At 50.5% G+C, this 16,390-nt stretch carries 19 protein-coding genes and 1 other RNA gene; 12 read left to right on the plus strand and 8 right to left on the minus strand.

Annotation, left to right across the window (positions count from 1 at the left end; all coding sequences use genetic code 11):
- The first annotated feature begins 9 nt into the window (after positions 1-9).
- On the plus strand, positions 10-1,266 hold the full coding sequence (gene murA / locus MD588_RS16800; protein ID WP_265698662.1) for a UDP-N-acetylglucosamine 1-carboxyvinyltransferase: 1,257 nt from the start codon (positions 10-12) through the stop codon (positions 1,264-1,266).
- Positions 1,267-1,345: 79 nt separating this feature from the next.
- Here murA and degS read toward each other — a convergent pair whose 3' ends face one another.
- Positions 1,346-2,413: an outer membrane-stress sensor serine endopeptidase DegS gene (degS, locus tag MD588_RS16805; RefSeq protein ID WP_265698664.1), complete on the minus strand. Its 1,068-nt coding sequence runs from the start codon at positions 2,411-2,413 to the stop codon at positions 1,346-1,348.
- 123 nt (positions 2,414-2,536) lie between these two features.
- On the opposite strand from degS, the gene MD588_RS16810 reads away from it, so the two are divergent.
- Positions 2,537-2,668 carry a hypothetical protein gene (locus MD588_RS16810; protein ID WP_265698665.1) on the plus strand — a complete coding sequence of 44 codons (132 nt, stop codon included), beginning with the start codon at positions 2,537-2,539 and terminating at the stop codon, positions 2,666-2,668.
- 47 nt (positions 2,669-2,715) lie between these two features.
- Here MD588_RS16810 and MD588_RS16815 read toward each other — a convergent pair whose 3' ends face one another.
- Positions 2,716-4,083: a Do family serine endopeptidase gene (locus MD588_RS16815; protein ID WP_265698667.1), complete on the minus strand. Its 1,368-nt coding sequence runs from the start codon at positions 4,081-4,083 to the stop codon at positions 2,716-2,718.
- Between the two features lie 136 nt (positions 4,084-4,219).
- Positions 4,220-4,642, minus strand: coding sequence for a Z-ring associated protein ZapG (zapG, locus tag MD588_RS16820; protein WP_265698668.1), 423 nt, complete (start codon positions 4,640-4,642; stop codon positions 4,220-4,222).
- 242 nt (positions 4,643-4,884) lie between these two features.
- Between zapG and zapE the strand changes: the two genes are divergently transcribed.
- Positions 4,885-5,985 carry a cell division protein ZapE gene (gene zapE / locus MD588_RS16825; protein ID WP_265698669.1) on the plus strand — a complete coding sequence of 367 codons (1,101 nt, stop codon included), beginning with the start codon at positions 4,885-4,887 and terminating at the stop codon, positions 5,983-5,985.
- On the opposite strand, the gene MD588_RS16830 is transcribed toward zapE, so the two are convergent.
- Positions 5,982-6,266, minus strand: coding sequence for a hypothetical protein (locus MD588_RS16830; RefSeq protein ID WP_265698670.1), 285 nt, complete (start codon positions 6,264-6,266; stop codon positions 5,982-5,984). The genes zapE and MD588_RS16830 overlap by 4 nt on opposite strands.
- Before the next feature lie 91 nt (positions 6,267-6,357).
- Between MD588_RS16830 and rplM the strand changes: the two genes are divergently transcribed.
- The 7 genes from rplM to sspB all read left to right on the plus strand — a co-directional run bounded on the left by rplM (position 6,358) and on the right by sspB (position 11,365).
- Entirely contained in the window at positions 6,358-6,786 is a 429-nt protein-coding gene (rplM, locus tag MD588_RS16835) for a 50S ribosomal protein L13 (RefSeq protein ID WP_075762377.1), read from the plus strand.
- 15 nt (positions 6,787-6,801) lie between these two features.
- Positions 6,802-7,194 (plus strand): 30S ribosomal protein S9, encoded by a 393-nt coding sequence (gene rpsI / locus MD588_RS16840; RefSeq protein WP_265698672.1) that lies wholly within the window; start codon positions 6,802-6,804, stop codon positions 7,192-7,194.
- A 347-nt stretch (positions 7,195-7,541) separates the two neighbouring features.
- Positions 7,542-8,132, plus strand: coding sequence for a ubiquinol-cytochrome c reductase iron-sulfur subunit (petA, locus tag MD588_RS16845; protein WP_265698673.1), 591 nt, complete (start codon positions 7,542-7,544; stop codon positions 8,130-8,132).
- The gene (locus tag MD588_RS16850; protein ID WP_265698675.1) at positions 8,132-9,397 is read left to right on the plus strand and encodes a cytochrome b; all 1,266 of its coding nucleotides are present in this window, start codon (positions 8,132-8,134) and stop codon (positions 9,395-9,397) included. Before petA ends, MD588_RS16850 begins: the two co-directional genes overlap by 1 nt.
- Positions 9,394-10,131, plus strand: coding sequence for a cytochrome c1 (locus tag MD588_RS16855; RefSeq protein ID WP_265698676.1), 738 nt, complete (start codon positions 9,394-9,396; stop codon positions 10,129-10,131). Before MD588_RS16850 ends, MD588_RS16855 begins: the two co-directional genes overlap by 4 nt.
- Positions 10,132-10,217: 86 nt before the next feature.
- Entirely contained in the window at positions 10,218-10,856 is a 639-nt protein-coding gene (gene sspA, locus MD588_RS16860) for a stringent starvation protein SspA (protein WP_265698677.1), read from the plus strand.
- Positions 10,856-11,365, plus strand: a complete 510-nt coding sequence (gene sspB, locus MD588_RS16865) for a ClpXP protease specificity-enhancing factor (protein ID WP_265698678.1) — start codon at positions 10,856-10,858, stop codon at positions 11,363-11,365. Before sspA ends, sspB begins: the two co-directional genes overlap by 1 nt.
- Positions 11,366-11,428: 63 nt before the next feature.
- On the opposite strand, the gene MD588_RS16870 is transcribed toward sspB, so the two are convergent.
- The 4 genes from MD588_RS16870 to MD588_RS16885 are packed head-to-tail and all read right to left on the minus strand — an operon-like array spanning position 11,429 to position 14,744.
- Positions 11,429-11,959: a BON domain-containing protein gene (locus tag MD588_RS16870; RefSeq protein WP_407676590.1), complete on the minus strand. Its 531-nt coding sequence runs from the start codon at positions 11,957-11,959 to the stop codon at positions 11,429-11,431.
- Positions 11,960-11,968: 9 nt separating this feature from the next.
- Complete coding sequence (locus MD588_RS16875) at positions 11,969-12,559, minus strand: phosphoheptose isomerase (RefSeq protein WP_265698683.1); 591 nt, start codon at positions 12,557-12,559, stop codon at positions 11,969-11,971.
- A 3-nt stretch (positions 12,560-12,562) separates the two neighbouring features.
- Positions 12,563-12,937 (minus strand): YraN family protein, encoded by a 375-nt coding sequence (locus tag MD588_RS16880; RefSeq protein ID WP_265698685.1) that lies wholly within the window; start codon positions 12,935-12,937, stop codon positions 12,563-12,565.
- Positions 12,915-14,744, minus strand: coding sequence for a penicillin-binding protein activator (locus MD588_RS16885; protein ID WP_265698686.1), 1,830 nt, complete (start codon positions 14,742-14,744; stop codon positions 12,915-12,917). The genes MD588_RS16880 and MD588_RS16885 overlap by 23 nt, the downstream gene beginning before the upstream one ends.
- 61 nt (positions 14,745-14,805) lie before the next feature.
- Here MD588_RS16885 and rsmI point away from each other — a divergent pair, with 61 nt between their 5' ends.
- Together rsmI and rnpB are read left to right on the plus strand one after the other, a co-directional pair.
- Positions 14,806-15,666, plus strand: coding sequence for a 16S rRNA (cytidine(1402)-2'-O)-methyltransferase (gene rsmI / locus MD588_RS16890; RefSeq protein WP_265698687.1), 861 nt, complete (start codon positions 14,806-14,808; stop codon positions 15,664-15,666).
- Positions 15,667-15,749: 83 nt separating this feature from the next.
- An RNA gene (gene rnpB / locus MD588_RS16895) (RNase P RNA component class A) lies at positions 15,750-16,132 on the plus strand.
- The last annotated feature ends 258 nt before the right edge of the window (positions 16,133-16,390 follow it).

A 16,390-nucleotide genomic window follows, 5' to 3' on the forward strand; every position in this document is an offset into this window, starting at 1 on the left:
AGGTTAATGATGCAAAAGTTTCGAATCCAGGGCGGTGGCCCATTAAGTGGCGAAGTCTCCATTTCTGGAGCTAAAAATGCAGCATTACCTATTTTGTTTGCATCTCTCCTGGCGGAAGAGCCGGTAGAAGTGGCCAATGTGCCGAAGCTACGTGATATTGATACCACGATGGAGCTACTAGGCCGTCTGGGTGCTAAGGTGTCGCGCAATGGCTCGGTATATGTCGATGCCAGCCAGGTGAATGAGTTTTGTGCACCTTACGAGTTGGTTAAAACGATGCGCGCCTCCATCTGGGCGCTAGGTCCGTTAGTCGCGCGTTTTGGCGAGGGCCAAGTGTCGTTGCCGGGTGGCTGTGCAATTGGTGCGCGTCCGGTTGATCTGCATATTCATGGTCTTGAGCAGCTAGGTGCCGAGATTGTCCTTGAAGAAGGCTACGTCAAGGCTACGGTCGATGGTCGTCTTAAAGGCGCACATATCGTGATGGATAAAGTCAGTGTTGGTGCAACAGTGACGATCATGTCTGCAGCTACCTTGGCTGAAGGCAAAACAGTCATTGAAAATGCCGCCCGAGAGCCGGAAATCGTTGATACAGCGGATTTCCTTAACACTCTTGGTGCCAAGATCACGGGCGCTGGCACGGATACCATTACGATTGAAGGCGTAGAGCGCCTAGGTGGTGGTTACCATGAAGTGGTTGCCGACCGTATCGAAACCGGTACCTTCCTGGTAGCGGCGGCGGTATCTGGCGGAAAGATCATGTGCCGCAATACCCGACCATCACTGCTTGAAGCGGCATTGGCTAAGCTTGAAGAAGCGGGCGCAGCAGTCGAAACCGGTGATGACTGGATTAGTTTAGACATGACGGATCGCGAACTGAAGGCGGTCAATATTCGTACCGCACCTCACCCGGGGTTTCCGACCGATATGCAGGCCCAGTTCTCTTTACTGAACCTGATTGCCAAAGGTACCGGGATCATTACTGAAACGATTTTTGAAAACCGTTTTATGCATATTCCTGAGCTGATCCGTATGGGCGCCCATGCCGAAATTGAAGGCAATACCGTGGTGTGTGGTGATACTGATGGCCTGAGCGGTGCACAGGTTATGGCAACAGACCTACGTGCTTCTGCTAGCCTGGTTATTGCCGGTAGCATTGCCGAAGGCGAGACGATCGTAGATCGTATCTATCACATCGACCGTGGCTACGAGCATATTGAAGACAAGTTCAGTGCGCTGGGCATGAAGATTGAGCGCTTCAGTGAGTAATCTCCCCTTGTATCGATGCTAAAGCCGAATATAAAAAAGCCTCGCACAGCGAGGCTTTTTTAGGTTTAGGTCATCTGCTTTAATAGCCATTTGGCTCGTCGGCAATCCGCACCGATAGTGTTGTCGGCAAGCCATTACGCAGCACTTTCATCTCAATGTCATTGCCTGGGCGAAGCTCGGTGACAATGTCCAATACGTTTCTTCGGTCGGTGACCTTCTTGCCGTCAATCTCAATCAAGATGTCCTGTACCTGAAACCCAGCCTTGGCTGCCGGGCCATTCGGATCCATGCCTATCACAATGATCCCGCTGACTTGTTCGGCATCATAGAGCCGTGCCATTACCGGATTGATATCTCTTGCCTCGATGCCAATATAGCCACGGATCACTCTACCGTCAGCAATCAGTTTGTTCATGATCTTCTGGGTAAGCTTATAAGGGATGGCGAAAGAAATACCGTAGGTTTCAATATCAGTTGCCTGTTGAAAAGAGGCGGTGTTAATTCCCACCAGTTCGCCACGAGTGTTGACCAGTGCGCCGCCAGAGTTGCCGTCATTGATGGCGGCATCGGTTTGCAGAAAATCCTGGCGACCATAGAAACTCATACCGGAGCGGCCGGTGGCGGAAATGATTCCGTAAGTGGTGGTCTGCCCTAGATTGTACGGGTTGCCGATGGCCAGTACGACATCGCCGACGGCAGGCTGGTAGTCGGTGCTAAGAGGAATAACCGGTAAATTCTCTGCCTGGATTTTTAGAACGGCAATATCCGTACGTTGATCCTTGCCAATCAGTTGGGCGGTGAAGATACGCCCATCCTGTAGCGCAGCAATGACCTGATCAGCCTCGGCAACAACATGGTAATTGGTGACGATATACCCTTTGTCGCTCATGATCACGCCTGACCCGAGTCCTTGGGTACTCAGTTTTAATCGATCCTCGGCATTGTAGCGGCGGTTATAAATGTTAACCACGGCTGGGGAGGCTCGGCGTACGGCAAAGTTGTATGAAAGCTGCCCCTGATTGGTTTCCACCGGCGCCAAGGTGGCTGGTGCCTGTATCATCTGGGTGCGGAGATCTGGAAAAATAACCAGCAAAGCAATAGCCGTGACGACACCAAGAAAAATGGATCGACCAATAAAAGCCAGCATGCTTGCTCCCCTGAAACGAAATAACGGCAATACACGTGTAGTGCAATATAAGAATAATCGGATGAGGATATCATTACCGCGTCTAGATACCAAACTGAACAAGGTTGTAACAGAAAGGGGGGGATGGGGGGAATAACCTATCAGGTTAGTGCACTAAATTCCCTGGTGGTATCACAATGGGTGATTATTCCTGAAGGGGAAGGGGAAGGGGAAGGGGAAGGGGAAGGGGAAGGGGAAGGGGAAGTGGGAGGCTGAGAGATACCGAAAAGGCAAAGTCGGGCCATTGCTGGCCCGACGTAGAGTTAACGGATAATAAGATAAAGAATATTGTTGCCACGCTTTACTTCCAGCGCGAGCACATTGGGTTTTTGCTCAAGGGCTTTGCGTAACTCCCCCAAATTGCGGATAGACTGGCGGTTGAGGCCAAGGATAATGTCATCCTTCTGCAGGCCGTAGCGGGCAGCAAGAGACTTGTCATCAATATGGGTGACTTTGACCCCTTTGATACCATCGTCAGCCGTGGTGTTGGCAAATTCCGCTCCATCGAGTCCCTGATGGAGGGTTGCTGCTTTGACCTTGTTCTGGGTGACTTCTTGCAGGGTTACCGAAACGGTTTGCTTGTTACCGTCACGAACGATACCCAGCGTGGTCTTTTTGCCTGCGCCCAGGGTGGCAATTTTCGCCCGGAGTTCACCGAAGGTACGGATCTGCTTACCGTTTACCGACACAATAATATCACCGGCTTTCAGTCCGGCTTTTTCTGCAGCTGATCCTGGCATAACCTGGTTGATGAAGGCACCATGGTTGGTTTCATAGCCAAAGGCTTCTGCAAGCTCAGAGGTGAGTTCGCCACCCTGAACGCCGAGCACACCACGTTTGACTTCACCGTACTCGAGAATTTGGTCGGTCAGGTTTTTCACCATATTGACCGGGATCGCGAAGCCGATCCCGACATTGCCGCCGTTTGGCCCCAGAATGGCAGTGTTGATACCAATGAGTTCACCGTTGAGGTTGACCAGGGCACCACCGGAGTTTCCGCTGTTGATGGCCGCATCGGTTTGGATGAAGTTTTCGAAATTCTCTATGTTCAGGCCGCTACGGCCAAGTGCAGAAACAATACCTGAGGTGACGGTCTGGCCGAGGCCAAATGGATTGCCGATGGCGACGGCGAAATCGCCGACACGCAGGTTGTCGGAGTCTGCTAACTTAATTTCGGCGAGGTTCTTGCTCTTTTCAACTTTTAGCAGGGCAATATCGGACATTTCGTCGCTACCGATTAATTCTGCGGACAGCTCCCGACCGTCATGCAGCTGCACCATGATTTTGTTGGCACCGTTAATCACGTGGTGGTTGGTGACGATATAGCCTTTGTCTGCATCTACAATGACACCGGAACCCAAACCGCGGAAAGGCTGTTCACGAAGTTGTTCTTCAGGAAAGTCAGGGCCAAAGAAAAAGCGGAAGGTTTCTGGCAGGCGCTGTTTTGAGATCTGCTTGCCTTCGACGGCAATGCTGACCACCGCAGGGGTGACTTGCTCCAGCATCGGGGCAAGGCTGGGTAGCTGTTGGCCATTGGTTGAAAGAGGTAGTGCAGCAGTTGCAGTAACAGGGGTAATAACAGAACTGATGCCGAGTGCCAATGCACTGAATACAAGCAAAGGTTTTTTCATTATTACTAAACTCCGGTTTTACAAGTAGTAGTACCATTTCAAGATGATATAAAGATTTAAGAATCAATCATCAATATAGAGAATCGGTATTAGCTATGACTTAAAAACCGGCGTTTAGTTCCTAGATAGTATAGATTTAGCTCGCTTTCGGCTCTTCAGCGATTTTTTCGGGTTCGTCTTTTAGCAGGCCAGTGGCGCCATTGGCATAATCACGGGGCTGATCTTGTACATCGCCAGTTTCCGTGACTGGTGTCAGGGTGCTGATGCGGCGCGAAAAGGGATTGTCCTGGTCTGGAAGGTTCGGCATCAATTCAGTTGATGTCTTTGCCATGTGCTCATACAGCTTGCTGTAATCTTTCGCAATGTTATCGAGCAGCTCTGAACTACGGGCAAAGTGATCCACCAGCTCTTGGCGGTATTGCTCAAGTTCGTATTTTGACTTATCCAGGTCTTTCTTTAGCTCTTTTTGTTGTTTTAAGCTTTTATTGCCTAGGCGAGCTGCAAAAGCACCTACAATTGCACCAGCGGCAAAAATGAGAAGCGCATAAATCCAAGCCATGAAAAACTCCTTGTGACTTAATGAAAACCAAGTTATTTATGTCGGTTTACTATAACAGTGGCAGCAAATAAAGCCGTTAGGGCATGCCAATACCGACGGGTCTTTCCTGTTGTATACCAGAGAGATTAATTGGTGCTGAATGGCAGCCATTTAATCGGTTACGTATTGTTACTATACATGCACAATCGCGGCCATGGTACTATCTGATGCCAAAGATGGGATGAATGGAGTAGCGAGAAGGGATGACACCGCAGCAAAAATATCAACAGGATCTCGAGCGTACAGATTTTATCGCCGATCAAGCACAGGCGAATGCTGTTGCCCACCTTGATGAACTCTATCACCGGATGCTAGCACCCAAACCCGAGGTAAAGCCGACATTGTTGTCACGGCTGTTCAGGCGCGAGCCGCAAGTTGATGCCACTCCGGTAAAAGGGTTGTACTTCTGGGGGGGCGTCGGGCGGGGAAAGACCTATCTCGTAGACATGTTTTTTGAGTGTCTGCCTGTCAAGCGAAAAATGCGCGTCCACTTTCACCGTTTCATGCACCGAGTACACCATGAGCTGCAGCAGCTCTCTGCGCAGCCGGATCCACTAGAATTAGTCGCCGAGCAGTTCAAGGCTGAAACCGATATTATCTGTTTTGATGAATTTTTTGTGTCCGATATTACCGATGCAATGATCCTCGGAACATTATTCGATGCCTTGTTCAGGCGTGGGATTACGCTGGTGGCGACCTCAAATATTCCGCCGGACGAGTTGTATCGCAATGGCTTGCAACGTGCCCGCTTTCTGCCGGCGATAGCCCTTATCAACCAGCACTGCGAGATCGTTAATGTTGACTCCGGCACCGACTATCGTCTGCGTACTCTCGAGCAGGCTGAGATCTATCATTATCCGCTCGAGCAGCAGGCGGAAGACAATATCGAGCAGTATTTTGCTCAATTGAGTGTCGAGCCAAGAACGCAGGACAAGGCGATAGAGGTCAACAACCGTTCTTTGCCCACCCGACATGAGGCGGACGGGGTGGTGCATTTTACCTTTCACACTTTATGCCAAACGCCTCGCAGCCAGAATGACTATATGGAGATCGCCCGTATCTATCACACGGTGCTGGTCTCGGAGGTGATTCAAATGGGGGAGAAGGAAGACGACGCGGCGCGTCGCTTTATTGCCATGGTCGATGAATTCTACGAGCGCAATGTAAAACTGATTATGTCTGCCCAGACAGATTTGAATCAGCTGTATCAGGATGGGCGACTGGAGTTTGAGTTCAAACGCTGTTGCTCCCGGTTGATTGAAATGCAAAGTCACGATTATCTGGCCAAGCCCCATTTGGCTTAAAGTTGCTGATTGAGCTGGTTGCCAGTAGCTGCTTGTAACAATGAGGTGTTAGTGCTGTCATCGTGACTCATGTGGATAGCGCGGCTTAGCATTTTTATACGTTTGGGCGTTTGGTGCGGGTAAATATCCGCTGATAAATTGGTCAAAAACGCCTGATTTTTACCTCGAAAGGGCCAAAGAGAAAAAAACGCATTTTTTTTTGAAAAAAAGGTGATTTTTTCTCCACCCTTCCCTATAATCTTGCGACCCACCGTACCTGTGACGGCGTAAGCCGGGAGCACCAACCGCTCGAAGGGGTGATGACTGGGCTCTTAACAGAAGGAACGCAAGTTCCATAAGTGAATCAATTTTTAATATTGGGTAAGAATTAGCATGAAAACTTTCGTTGCTAAACCAGAAACTGTAAAACGTGACTGGTACGTTGTTGACGCTGAAGGTAAAACTCTTGGTCGTCTAGCAACTGAAATCGCATCTCGTCTACGTGGTAAGCATAAGCCGGAGTACACTCCGCACGTTGACACTGGTGACTACATCGTAGTTATCAACGCAGAAAAAGTTGCTGTAACTGGCGCTAAGAAGACTGACAAAATGTACCACCACCACACTGGTTACATCGGTGGTCTGAAGTCAATCAGCTTCGAGAAGCTTATCGATAAGAAGCCAGAAATGGTTATCGAAACTGCTGTTAAAGGCATGCTTCCTAAAGGTCCTCTAGGCCGTGCTATGTACCGTAAGCTTAAAGTTTACGCAGGTACAGAGCACAACCATGCTGCACAGCAGCCTAAAGTACTAGACATCTAATTGGGGAAGATGACAATGGCAGAGAATCAATACTACGGCACTGGTCGCCGCAAAAGCTCAGCTGCTCGTGTTTTCGTTAAACCGGGTACTGGCAACATCGTAATCAACAAGCGTAGCCTTGAAGAATACTTCGGTCGTGAAACTGCTCGCATGGTTGTTCGTCAGCCACTTGAGCTAGTTGAAATGACTGAGAAACTTGACCTATACATCACTGTTAAAGGTGGTGGTATCACTGGTCAGTCAGGTGCTATCCGTCACGGTATCACTCGTGCTCTTATGGAGTACGATGAGACTCTACGTCCTACTCTACGCGCTGCGGGTTACGTTACTCGTGATGCACGTAAAGTTGAGCGTAAGAAAGTTGGTCTACGTAAAGCACGTCGCCGTCCACAGTTCTCTAAGCGTTAATATTACGCTCCAGAATTTATTCTGGTTACTGTGTGCAGAAAAGCTCAACCTTCGGGTTGGGCTTTTTTTTATCCTTAAACCCTCCCCTTAACCTCCGAAATACCTCGTCTGAATCCACTTTGCAGTAATTTTGAAACAAAAAGAACATACCTCTCACATTTGTTGCGGAAAGGTAGCTTTATCTTGTCAAAAAGTGGGGTTTTATTTATCATTTGGCGCGATAAACAACAGTTTGAGAATGTAACAAACTATCTGTTGTTTCTTTCCGTTGAAAGTTAGCCGTAAGCTCCAGGGACGCCAAGGGACATAATAATAATCCAAAGCGGGAGCACATGGGAGAATGTTGGATGAGCAATGCGCCAGTAAGTAACGGCCGCCGCCGCTTCCTGACTGCGACGACTTCGGTTGTTGGAGGCTTGGGTGCAGTCGCTGTAGCTGTGCCTTTTATCAAATCCTGGAACCCGAGCGCGAAAGCAAAAGCCGCCGGTGCGCCAGTAGAAGTCGATATCAGTAAGTTGGAAGATGGCCAAATGGTACGCGTCGAGTGGCGCGGTAAGCCTGTTTGGGTCGTGCGTCGTAGTGATGCAATTTTAGAAGAGTTGGGTGGCCATGACGGCCAGCTCCGTGATCCGTCTTCGGATGAACCGCAGCAACCCGAATATGCCCAGAATAAATTTCGTTCAGTTAAACCTGAAATATTTTTAGCCGTAGGTATTTGTACCCACCTCGGCTGTTCCCCTACTTATCTGCCTGATAGCTTTAGCGAGCAGGTGAGCGGTGTGAGTGCAGGTTTCTTCTGCCCTTGTCACGGCTCCAAGTTCGATATGGCCGGCCGGGTGTTTGCAGGGGTACCAGCACCGCTTAACTTGGTGGTACCGCCTCATACGTTCCTGGATGATAACACTATTCTAGTGGGTCTTGATGAGGAGGCAGCCTAATGGAAGCTCTGCTCGGTTGGATTGAAAAACGTTTGCCAGTGATGGATGCCTACAAAAAGCATCTGTCAGAATACCCGATGCCGAAGAACTTTAACTTCTGGTATCTATTTGGCTCGTTGGCGATGCTGGTACTGGTTAATCAGATTATTACCGGTATCTGGCTAACGATGAACTATATCCCGTCCGGCGAAGGGGCCTTTGCCTCGGTCGAGTACATCATGCGTGATGTCGAGTACGGTTGGCTGCTTCGTTATATGCACTCGACAGGCGCCTCGGCGTTTTTCGTGGTCATCTACCTGCACATGTTCCGCGGTTTGATCTACGGCTCATACCAGAAGCCTCGTGAGCTGCTGTGGCTGTTCGGTATGCTGATCTTTCTGGTACTGATGGCTGAAGCCTTTATGGGCTACCTATTGCCATGGGGCCAGATGTCATACTGGGGGGCTCAGGTAATCATTTCGCTGTTTGGTGCTATCCCTGTTATTGGCGATGATCTGACACTGTGGATCCGTGGTGACTATGTCATTTCGGGCGCGACACTGAACCGCTTCTTTGCCTTACACGTTATCGCATTGCCTATCGTATTGTTGCTACTGGTTGTTTTGCACATTCTGGCATTGCATGAGGTGGGGTCGAACAACCCGGACGGCATCGAGACCAAGCTGCCAAAAGGCAGTAAGGGCGAAGGTTACAAAACTCAGTTCCCATTCCACAAGAACTACAGCGGTAAATACGACATTATCGACTCAATCCCGTTCCATCCGTACGGTACGGTGAAAGATATGGTCGGTATTGCAGTCTTCCTGTTCTTCTTCTGCTATGTGCTGTTCTTCAACCCGGAAATGGGCGGCTACTTCCTTGAGCCACCTAACTTTGAAGCGGCTAACCCGCTGAAGACGCCTGAGCACATTGCCCCAGTTTGGTATTTCACCCCGTTCTACGCGATTTTGCGTGCAGTACCGGACAAGCTGCTAGGTGTTATCGCGATGGGGGCATCGATTGTGGTGCTGTTTCTGTTGCCATGGCTGGATCGCTGTAAGGTTCGCTCTTACCGCTACCGCAGCAAGTTCCACCTGATCAACATTGTCCAGTTCACTATCAGCTTTGTTGCGCTGGGTGTATTGGGTGCGCTGCCTGCGACGCCAACTTATACCTTGCTGGCACAGATTTTCAGCCTGGGTTACTTCATGTTCTTCGTCCTGCTGTATTTCTACAGTAAAAACGAAGCAACCAAACCGCTACCAGAGAGGGTGACATTCAAATGAAAAAATTGATTGTAATGCTACTAGCTCTGTTGCCATCAATGGCTATGGCGGCTGGTGGAAACGTACATTTAGATGCAGTGAATAACGATCTGTCGGATAAGGCCTCGCTTCAGCGCGGTGCCCAGACATTCATGAACTACTGTTTTGGCTGTCATGCCACTCAGTATCAGCGTTATGAACGTGTGGCGACGGATATCGGTATCCCGCTGGATCTAATGAAAGAGAACATGATCTTCGATAGTGAAGCGAAGATCGGCGATCTGATGACCAATGCTATTCCAACCGAATATGCAGCGGCTTCATTTGGTGCCCCGGCACCGGATCTGACTCTGGTTGCCCGTGTTCGCGGTACCGACTGGCTATACACCTATCTGCGTTCTTTCTATGCCGACCCAAGCCGTCCGTTTGGTGTCAACAATGTGGTATTCCCGAGCGTGGGTATGCCGCATGTGCTAGAAGAGCTGCAGGGTGTGCCAACAAAAGTGTATGAAACACGCCTGGTTGATGGTGAGGAAGTACAGGAATATGTTGGCATTGAGTCGGATGGTACCGGTGAGCTGAACGCTGAAGAGTATGATGAAGCGGTTCGCGATCTGGTTAACTTCCTGGAGTATTCTGCTGAGCCGGTAAAACTAGAACGTCAGCGTCTGGGCTTATGGGTAATGGGCTTTATCGTAATATTCTTTGTACTAACATTACTGTTGAAGAAAGAATATTGGCGTGATGTCCACTGATCAGGTAATCTAGTGGGTTAAGAATCTCGCAATGGGGGCTCGGGCCCCCGTTGCTTTTTGTGTATATAAGTATACTGGAGGGGTTAATGGCTGTTGCTGCCAATAAACGCTCTGTGATGACTCTGTATTCTGATGCTTCGGACATCTACAGCCATCAGGTGCGTATCGTACTAGCAGAAAAGGGTGTTAGTGTTGAAATCGAGCTGGTTGATCCAAACAACCTGCCTGAAGATCTACTGGACCTAAACCCGTACAACTCTGTTCCAACCCTGGTTGACCGTGAGCTTGCTCTTTACCAGGCCGGCATCATTATGGAGTACTTGGATGAGCGTTTCCCTCACCCACCTCTGATGCCAGTTTATCCTGTTGCTCGTGGTAACAGTCGCCTGATGATGTACCGTGTTGAGCGTAACTGGTACACCTTGGCTGAGAAAGTAAATAATGGCACGGCGGAAGAAGCAGACAAGGCACGTAAGCAATTGCGTGAAGAACTGCTTGCTTTGGCACCTGTTTTTGCCGAGTTCCCGTACTTCATGAGCGACGAATTCAGCTTGGTTGATTGCTATCTGGCTCCGCTATTGTGGCGTTTGCCTGAAATGGGTATCGAACTGACTGGTGCTGGTGCAAAAGAAGTTAAGGCGTATATGACTCGTGTATTTGAACGTGATTCATTCCTTGCTTCTCTGACTGAAGCTGAGCGTGAAATGCGCTTGGCTGGACAATAATGGATATGGAAAAAATGACGCCGCGTCGCCCTTATCTGGCGCGCGCGTTTTACGACTGGTTGGTCGATAATGATCTGACACCTCACCTGGTTGTGGATGCCACATTGCCAGGCGTTAAGGTGCCGATGGAGTTTGTCAGTGACGGTCAAATCGTTCTGAACATTGCTCCGCGTGCGGTGGGCAACCTGGAACTGGGTAATGAAGCAATCAGCTTCAATGCCCGTTTCAGCGGCCGTCCGCATTCTGTGATTGTTCCTATGTATGCTGCATTGGCTATTTATGCCCGTGAAAACGGGGCTGGTACCATGTTTGAGCCGGAACCGGCTTATGCGGCAGATATGACGGATATCGAGATTACAGATGACGAGAGTCACTATGAGGAAATAGCAGATACCGCCGAGGAGACCCTGTCTCCGGTTGCTGCCGTGACTGAACTGGGTGACGACAACGGTCCTGATGATGAGCCGCCTCGTCCGCGTGGTCGACCAAGCCTTCGCGTCGTTAAATAAAAAAACGCAGCCTTCTGGCTGCGTTTTCTTTTTCCTGCTTTGCTTGTTATCGCATTTTCGCGCTTATTGCGGATATTCGAAAACTTTTACCACCTTCTTGACCCCAGAAACGTTGCGGGCAATTTCCGTGGCAATATTGCCTTGTTCGCGGGTGACATAACCGAGCAGGTAGACTTCCTGTCCTTCAGTGATCACCTTGATCGAAACATCTTTCAGCTTTTTGCTGCCAATCATCTGAGATTTAACCTTGGTGGTGATCCAGCTGTCTTTGCTGACTTCTCCCAGTTGCGGCAGCGGGCGGATCTGTACCTGGTTGTACACGGTTTCCACATTCTTTAATGCTCGAACCTGCTCAGCCAGCTGCTGACTGGTTGGTTGATCTATCGCCTGGCCGACGAGCAGTACCTTGCCATCAATGGCCACAGCGTTAACCCGTGCATTCTGGCGGTAGGGCGGCTTGTTGACCAGGCCGCCGACTTCCATTTCAATCTCCTGATCGAACCACTGCTGCTTGGTGCTGCGGGGGTCGGTCGGCGTGATCCCGGAACACCCCTGAAGAGCGAAAAGTACTGCAATAAGCAGGATCCGGTACATCTTCATGGCTTATCCTTCGTGATGTGGGAATAGAACCTTGTCGATAAGATCACACAGGCAATGTACTGTTAGCAGGTGCCCTTCTTGAATACGGGCTGTGCGCTGTGAGGGAATGCGGATCTCGACATCCTGAATACCAAGCAGGCCCGCCATTTCACCACCGTCCTTGCCGGTCAGGGCGATAATGGTCATGTCACGGGTCAGGGCTGCTTCCATTGCTTTGATAATGTTCTTGCTGTTGCCGCTGGTCGATAGGACAAACAGGATATCGCCGGCCTGGCCGAGCGCACGTACCTGTTTGGAAAAAATCTCATCATGGTGGTAATCGTTAGCGACAGCAGTCAGCGTGGTGGTGTCTGCGGTCAGTGCCAGGGCTGGCAGGCTAGGACGCTCAGTTTCAAAACGGTTAATCAGACACGAAGCGAAGTGCTGCGAGTTAGCGGCTGAGCCGCCGTTACCACAACATAAAATCTTATTGCCATTCAGCAGGCTCTGTACCATGACCTGCGCGGCTTGTGAAATCGCATCCGGCAGGGCTTCTGCGGCAGCAATCTGGGTCTGAATACTTTCTGTAAAACTTTCTTTAATGCTCTCTAGCATGGATTAACCTTCAACTAGGGTGTTGGTAAACCACTCAATCTGGTGATCGGCGCCCTGGATAGACACCACATCAAACCGGAATTCAGTGTGTTCGGCTGAAAAGCCGTTTTTCTGTAGCCAAAACAGGGCGGCCCGTTTTAGCTTTTGCTGTTTACGCCAGTTTACCGCTTCAGCGGCAGAACCGTAATGTGCATTTTTGCGGAATTTGACTTCAACAAAGACCCAGCACGACCGGTCGCGCATGATGACATCGATCTCACTGCTTCTGCACTGAAAGTTTCGGCATACCGGCTTGAGGCCATGGCGGCACAGAAACTGCTCCGCCATTGCCTCGTAGGCTTGTCCCTGCTTACGCTTATTGAGCGGGTTCAATGCCATTGCCGGAGAATATCGCCCAGCTGATCTGGCGCTGGATGACACACTGGTCATCAATGCTCAGTTGGCCGGTCTTGCCCTGGGTCGAGTAATTGTCGACGACACGCATTTGCGGCAGCTCGGCAATCATCTTGTAGGCATCCATACCAAATGCATGCAGACGGATATCGGTATTTTTTTGGTTAGGCCACAGCTCGTTATAGCGCTCCATAAAGTTATGGTTGGCATCAATCAGCAGCGGGATGTCACTGAACTCAATGCCGCGTAGCTCGTTCATGTCGCTATTGCTGTCAGGGTAGCTTCGGGAGCTGGCATACAGCTTCGGCTGAGCCATATCCGGGTTGATCGCGACTTCAATAAACGGCTTGAGCAAGGTAAGCTCATTTTTGTTGGCGACCAGATATACCGCGTCGGTATCGCGTCGACTGCGTGGCTGAGCCTCGAGCTCCAGTCCCAGCAGTTGCTGCATCTGGTTGATCCGCGCTTCACTCTCGGTTAGTCCGAAGACGGCGGCAATCTGCTGCTGGATTTGTTTGCGCGAGCTGAAAGAACGGATTGCCGGTGACTTACCTGTTAGTTGCTGCCATTGCTCGATGAAGGCGTTGCTGACTCGCTCACCAAAGCTGTTGCCTGGTGCAAGTACCATTGGATATTGGTGGCCTTTGGCAAACAGGTGCTGTGCCGCCTGCTCCGCTTCCTGCTCTGGCGAGAGCGAGAAGTAGCATGCATTTGGCTGGATCATGTTCAGCTGCTCAGGCTCATTCAAGGCAAGCAGGGTGATGTGAGTACTATTGCCGTGCTGGAATTCGGTTATTTTTTCTTTGCGTAGCGGGCCGATCACCAGCTCAACACCGTCTTGCTCCAGCTTGTTGATGATCGTGCTGATCGGCTCGGCTTCGGTATCATAGATGGTCAGTTCAGTCTCGGCATCGCGGCCGGTATCGTCAAGCATGGCATTGATGAAGCCGTCCCTTACCGCCTTGCCAGAGTTCTCATAGCGACCGGACAATGGCAGCAGCAGGGCCACATTGTTAAGCTGGGTGATTTCCAGCTCCATGATGGCTGTCAGCTCGGCCGGCAGATATTGGTTGGCCGGGTGGTAAGAATTCTGGTCCAGCCACTCTTCAACCACCGATTTTAGCTTGGCCGGGCGCTGGGAATAGGTGTTCTTGAGAATGCTCAGCTGTACCCAGCCGCGCAATACTGTTTCGTCTTCGTTAAGCTTGGCCGATTGCAGCTGGTTGTTATTGTAGCGGGAGAGATCATGCCACAGGTTTTGCCAGTTAGCGGCTTTCTGCTTAGTTTTCAGGTACTGATCCAGTGCCGTACGTTCACGGGCAGCGAGAAAAGACTGGTTAGTCTGGGCAAGCAGTTCGGCACGCAGCATATGGAAACGCAGGTACTGGCTATCGGCCAGGGTCCACCAAGGCTGGAAGTTTAGCGTATCTAGCGCTGACTGGGCCTGCCCTTGCTGATAGCGGAGGGTTGCGCGGGCCAGCTGCCACTCAGCCATCTGGATTGGGCTCATCGATAGCCGCCCCAGACGGTTTGCCTGCTGCTCTGCCTGTGCCCAGCTTCCTTCTTTGATCAGGGCCTTGAGGGCAAGAATGTGCCAGTCGATGCTTTCAGCCCCTTCACTCGACTCGGCTTTGATCAGATAATTCGCTGCGCTGTCTGTCGCGGCAGCAGTAATATCGGTGACCACGGCCTGCTGTTGATTTGGCGTACTACAACCCGCCAGAATCACGGCAAGGGCTACAGGGGCTAGCAGTCGTGATACACTTTTACGCTTATGGGTAAAATTGAGCATTGAATTCATTCAACTGTGACAAATTACTCTCTATATTAATTGCAGATGAGATCTTAGACAAATGAGTGAGACCAATTCATGCATGGTAGATGTCGCAACTTTGTACATCGTACCTACACCAATCGGTAATTTAGCGGACATCACACAGCGTGCATTGGATGTATTAGCAAATGTAGACATCATTGCCGCGGAAGATACACGCCATACATCGCGCTTGTTGACACATTTCTCAATCTCAACCCGCACCTTTGCGCTTCATGACCATAATGAGCAGCAAAAAGCCGACTACCTGATCGAAAAGCTTCAGGCCGGTACGAGCATCGCGTTGGTTTCCGATGCCGGTACACCGCTGATTAGTGATCCAGGATACCATCTGGTCAACCGTTGTCGTCAGGCGGGGGTTAAAGTCGTGCCTCTTCCTGGTCCTTGTGCCGTGGTTACGGCACTGAGTGGGGCTGGCTTGCCGTCTGACCGCTTTAGCTTTGAAGGCTTCCTGCCGCCGAAAAGCAAAGGGCGCAAGGATCGTTTTCAAGAGCTGGCCAACGATGAGCGGACGATGATTTTCTACGAGTCACCGCATCGGATCATGGATTCGCTGGCTGATATGCTTGATGTGCTAGGGCCGGAGCGCCAGGTCGTACTGGCTCGTGAGCTGACCAAGACTTATGAAACTATTCATGGCGCGCCGCTGGGCGAGTTGGTTGAGTGGCTAGGTGAAGACAGCAATCGCACCCGAGGCGAAATGGTGTTGCTGGTGGCCGGCCACCGCGCGCAGAAAGATGAATTGCCAGCTGACGCGTTACGTACCGTCACCCTGCTGACAAAGGAGCTGCCACTGAAGAAGGCAGCGGCATTGGCTGCCGAAATCCACGGCGTGAAGAAGAATGCGCTGTATAAGTGGGGATTGGAGAACCTCGATTAATTTCGCTCTCTTTTTGACCGCTCTTGGATGTTGTTGGATTTTTCACTGGTAACTGTGACCCGAGTCCTATACAATCCGTCGCCGGAGTTGGCCAGGGTAACCGCTGCTTCGTTGATGTCCTTTGGGAGACTGACGAAGGGGAGGAAAGTCCGGGCTCCATAGGGCAGGGTGCCAGATAACGTCTGGGGGGCGTGAGCCCACGACCAGTGCAGCAGAGAGTATACCGCCGATGGCTCGCTTGCGAGTACAGGTAAGGGTGAAAGGGTGCGGTAAGAGCGCACCGCGCGACTAGTAATAGTTCGTGGCACGGTAAACTCCACCCGGAGCAAGACCAAATAGGTCCCTAATGGCGTGGCCCGCGTTGGGGACGGGTAGGTTGCTTGAGCCTGTGAGCGATTGCAGGCCTAGAGGAATGGTTACCGCCGCGAAAGCGGAACAGAACCCGGCTTACAGGCCAACTCCCCTCTTTCAGAATAAAAGGTGATGTCATGCTTTGGAAACAGGGCGGGCATCACCTTTTATCGTTTTAGGGCTCAATTTCACAAAATTGAATTATTTAGCCTGCATCTGTCTGGTATCAATGCAAAGTCTTCATAAAGCAATATCATTTGTTTGTCAGAAATCCGGCCTCTCGCTTGACAACTTTTTTGTCTCATACGTACACTTTGCGGTGGGATTTTGCGGGAAAAGCCGTTTTTTAACGTTAAATGAATGTGCTTAATTG

Origin of the sequence: Photobacterium obscurum (assembly GCF_026191635.1) — a bacterium.
Taxonomy (GTDB): domain Bacteria; phylum Pseudomonadota; class Gammaproteobacteria; order Enterobacterales; family Vibrionaceae; genus Photobacterium; species Photobacterium obscurum.

Coding starts and splice junctions, on each gene's coding strand:
- murA (WP_265698662.1), top strand. CDS start 10: ATGCAAAAGTTTCGAATCCAGGGCGGTGGCCCATTAAGTGGCGAAGTC.
- degS (WP_265698664.1), bottom strand. CDS start 2,413: ATGCTGGCTTTTATTGGTCGATCCATTTTTCTTGGTGTCGTCACGGCT.
- MD588_RS16810 (WP_265698665.1), top strand. CDS start 2,537: ATGGGGGGAATAACCTATCAGGTTAGTGCACTAAATTCCCTGGTGGTA.
- MD588_RS16815 (WP_265698667.1), bottom strand. CDS start 4,083: ATGAAAAAACCTTTGCTTGTATTCAGTGCATTGGCACTCGGCATCAGT.
- zapG (WP_265698668.1), bottom strand. CDS start 4,642: ATGGCTTGGATTTATGCGCTTCTCATTTTTGCCGCTGGTGCAATTGTA.
- zapE (WP_265698669.1), top strand. CDS start 4,885: ATGACACCGCAGCAAAAATATCAACAGGATCTCGAGCGTACAGATTTT.
- rplM (WP_075762377.1), top strand. CDS start 6,358: ATGAAAACTTTCGTTGCTAAACCAGAAACTGTAAAACGTGACTGGTAC.
- rpsI (WP_265698672.1), top strand. CDS start 6,802: ATGGCAGAGAATCAATACTACGGCACTGGTCGCCGCAAAAGCTCAGCT.
- petA (WP_265698673.1), top strand. CDS start 7,542: ATGAGCAATGCGCCAGTAAGTAACGGCCGCCGCCGCTTCCTGACTGCG.
- MD588_RS16850 (WP_265698675.1), top strand. CDS start 8,132: ATGGAAGCTCTGCTCGGTTGGATTGAAAAACGTTTGCCAGTGATGGAT.
- MD588_RS16855 (WP_265698676.1), top strand. CDS start 9,394: ATGAAAAAATTGATTGTAATGCTACTAGCTCTGTTGCCATCAATGGCT.
- sspA (WP_265698677.1), top strand. CDS start 10,218: ATGGCTGTTGCTGCCAATAAACGCTCTGTGATGACTCTGTATTCTGAT.
- sspB (WP_265698678.1), top strand. CDS start 10,856: ATGGATATGGAAAAAATGACGCCGCGTCGCCCTTATCTGGCGCGCGCG.
- MD588_RS16870 (WP_407676590.1), bottom strand. CDS start 11,959: ATGTACCGGATCCTGCTTATTGCAGTACTTTTCGCTCTTCAGGGGTGT.
- MD588_RS16875 (WP_265698683.1), bottom strand. CDS start 12,559: ATGCTAGAGAGCATTAAAGAAAGTTTTACAGAAAGTATTCAGACCCAG.
- MD588_RS16880 (WP_265698685.1), bottom strand. CDS start 12,937: ATGGCATTGAACCCGCTCAATAAGCGTAAGCAGGGACAAGCCTACGAG.
- MD588_RS16885 (WP_265698686.1), bottom strand. CDS start 14,744: ATGCTCAATTTTACCCATAAGCGTAAAAGTGTATCACGACTGCTAGCC.
- rsmI (WP_265698687.1), top strand. CDS start 14,806: ATGAGTGAGACCAATTCATGCATGGTAGATGTCGCAACTTTGTACATC.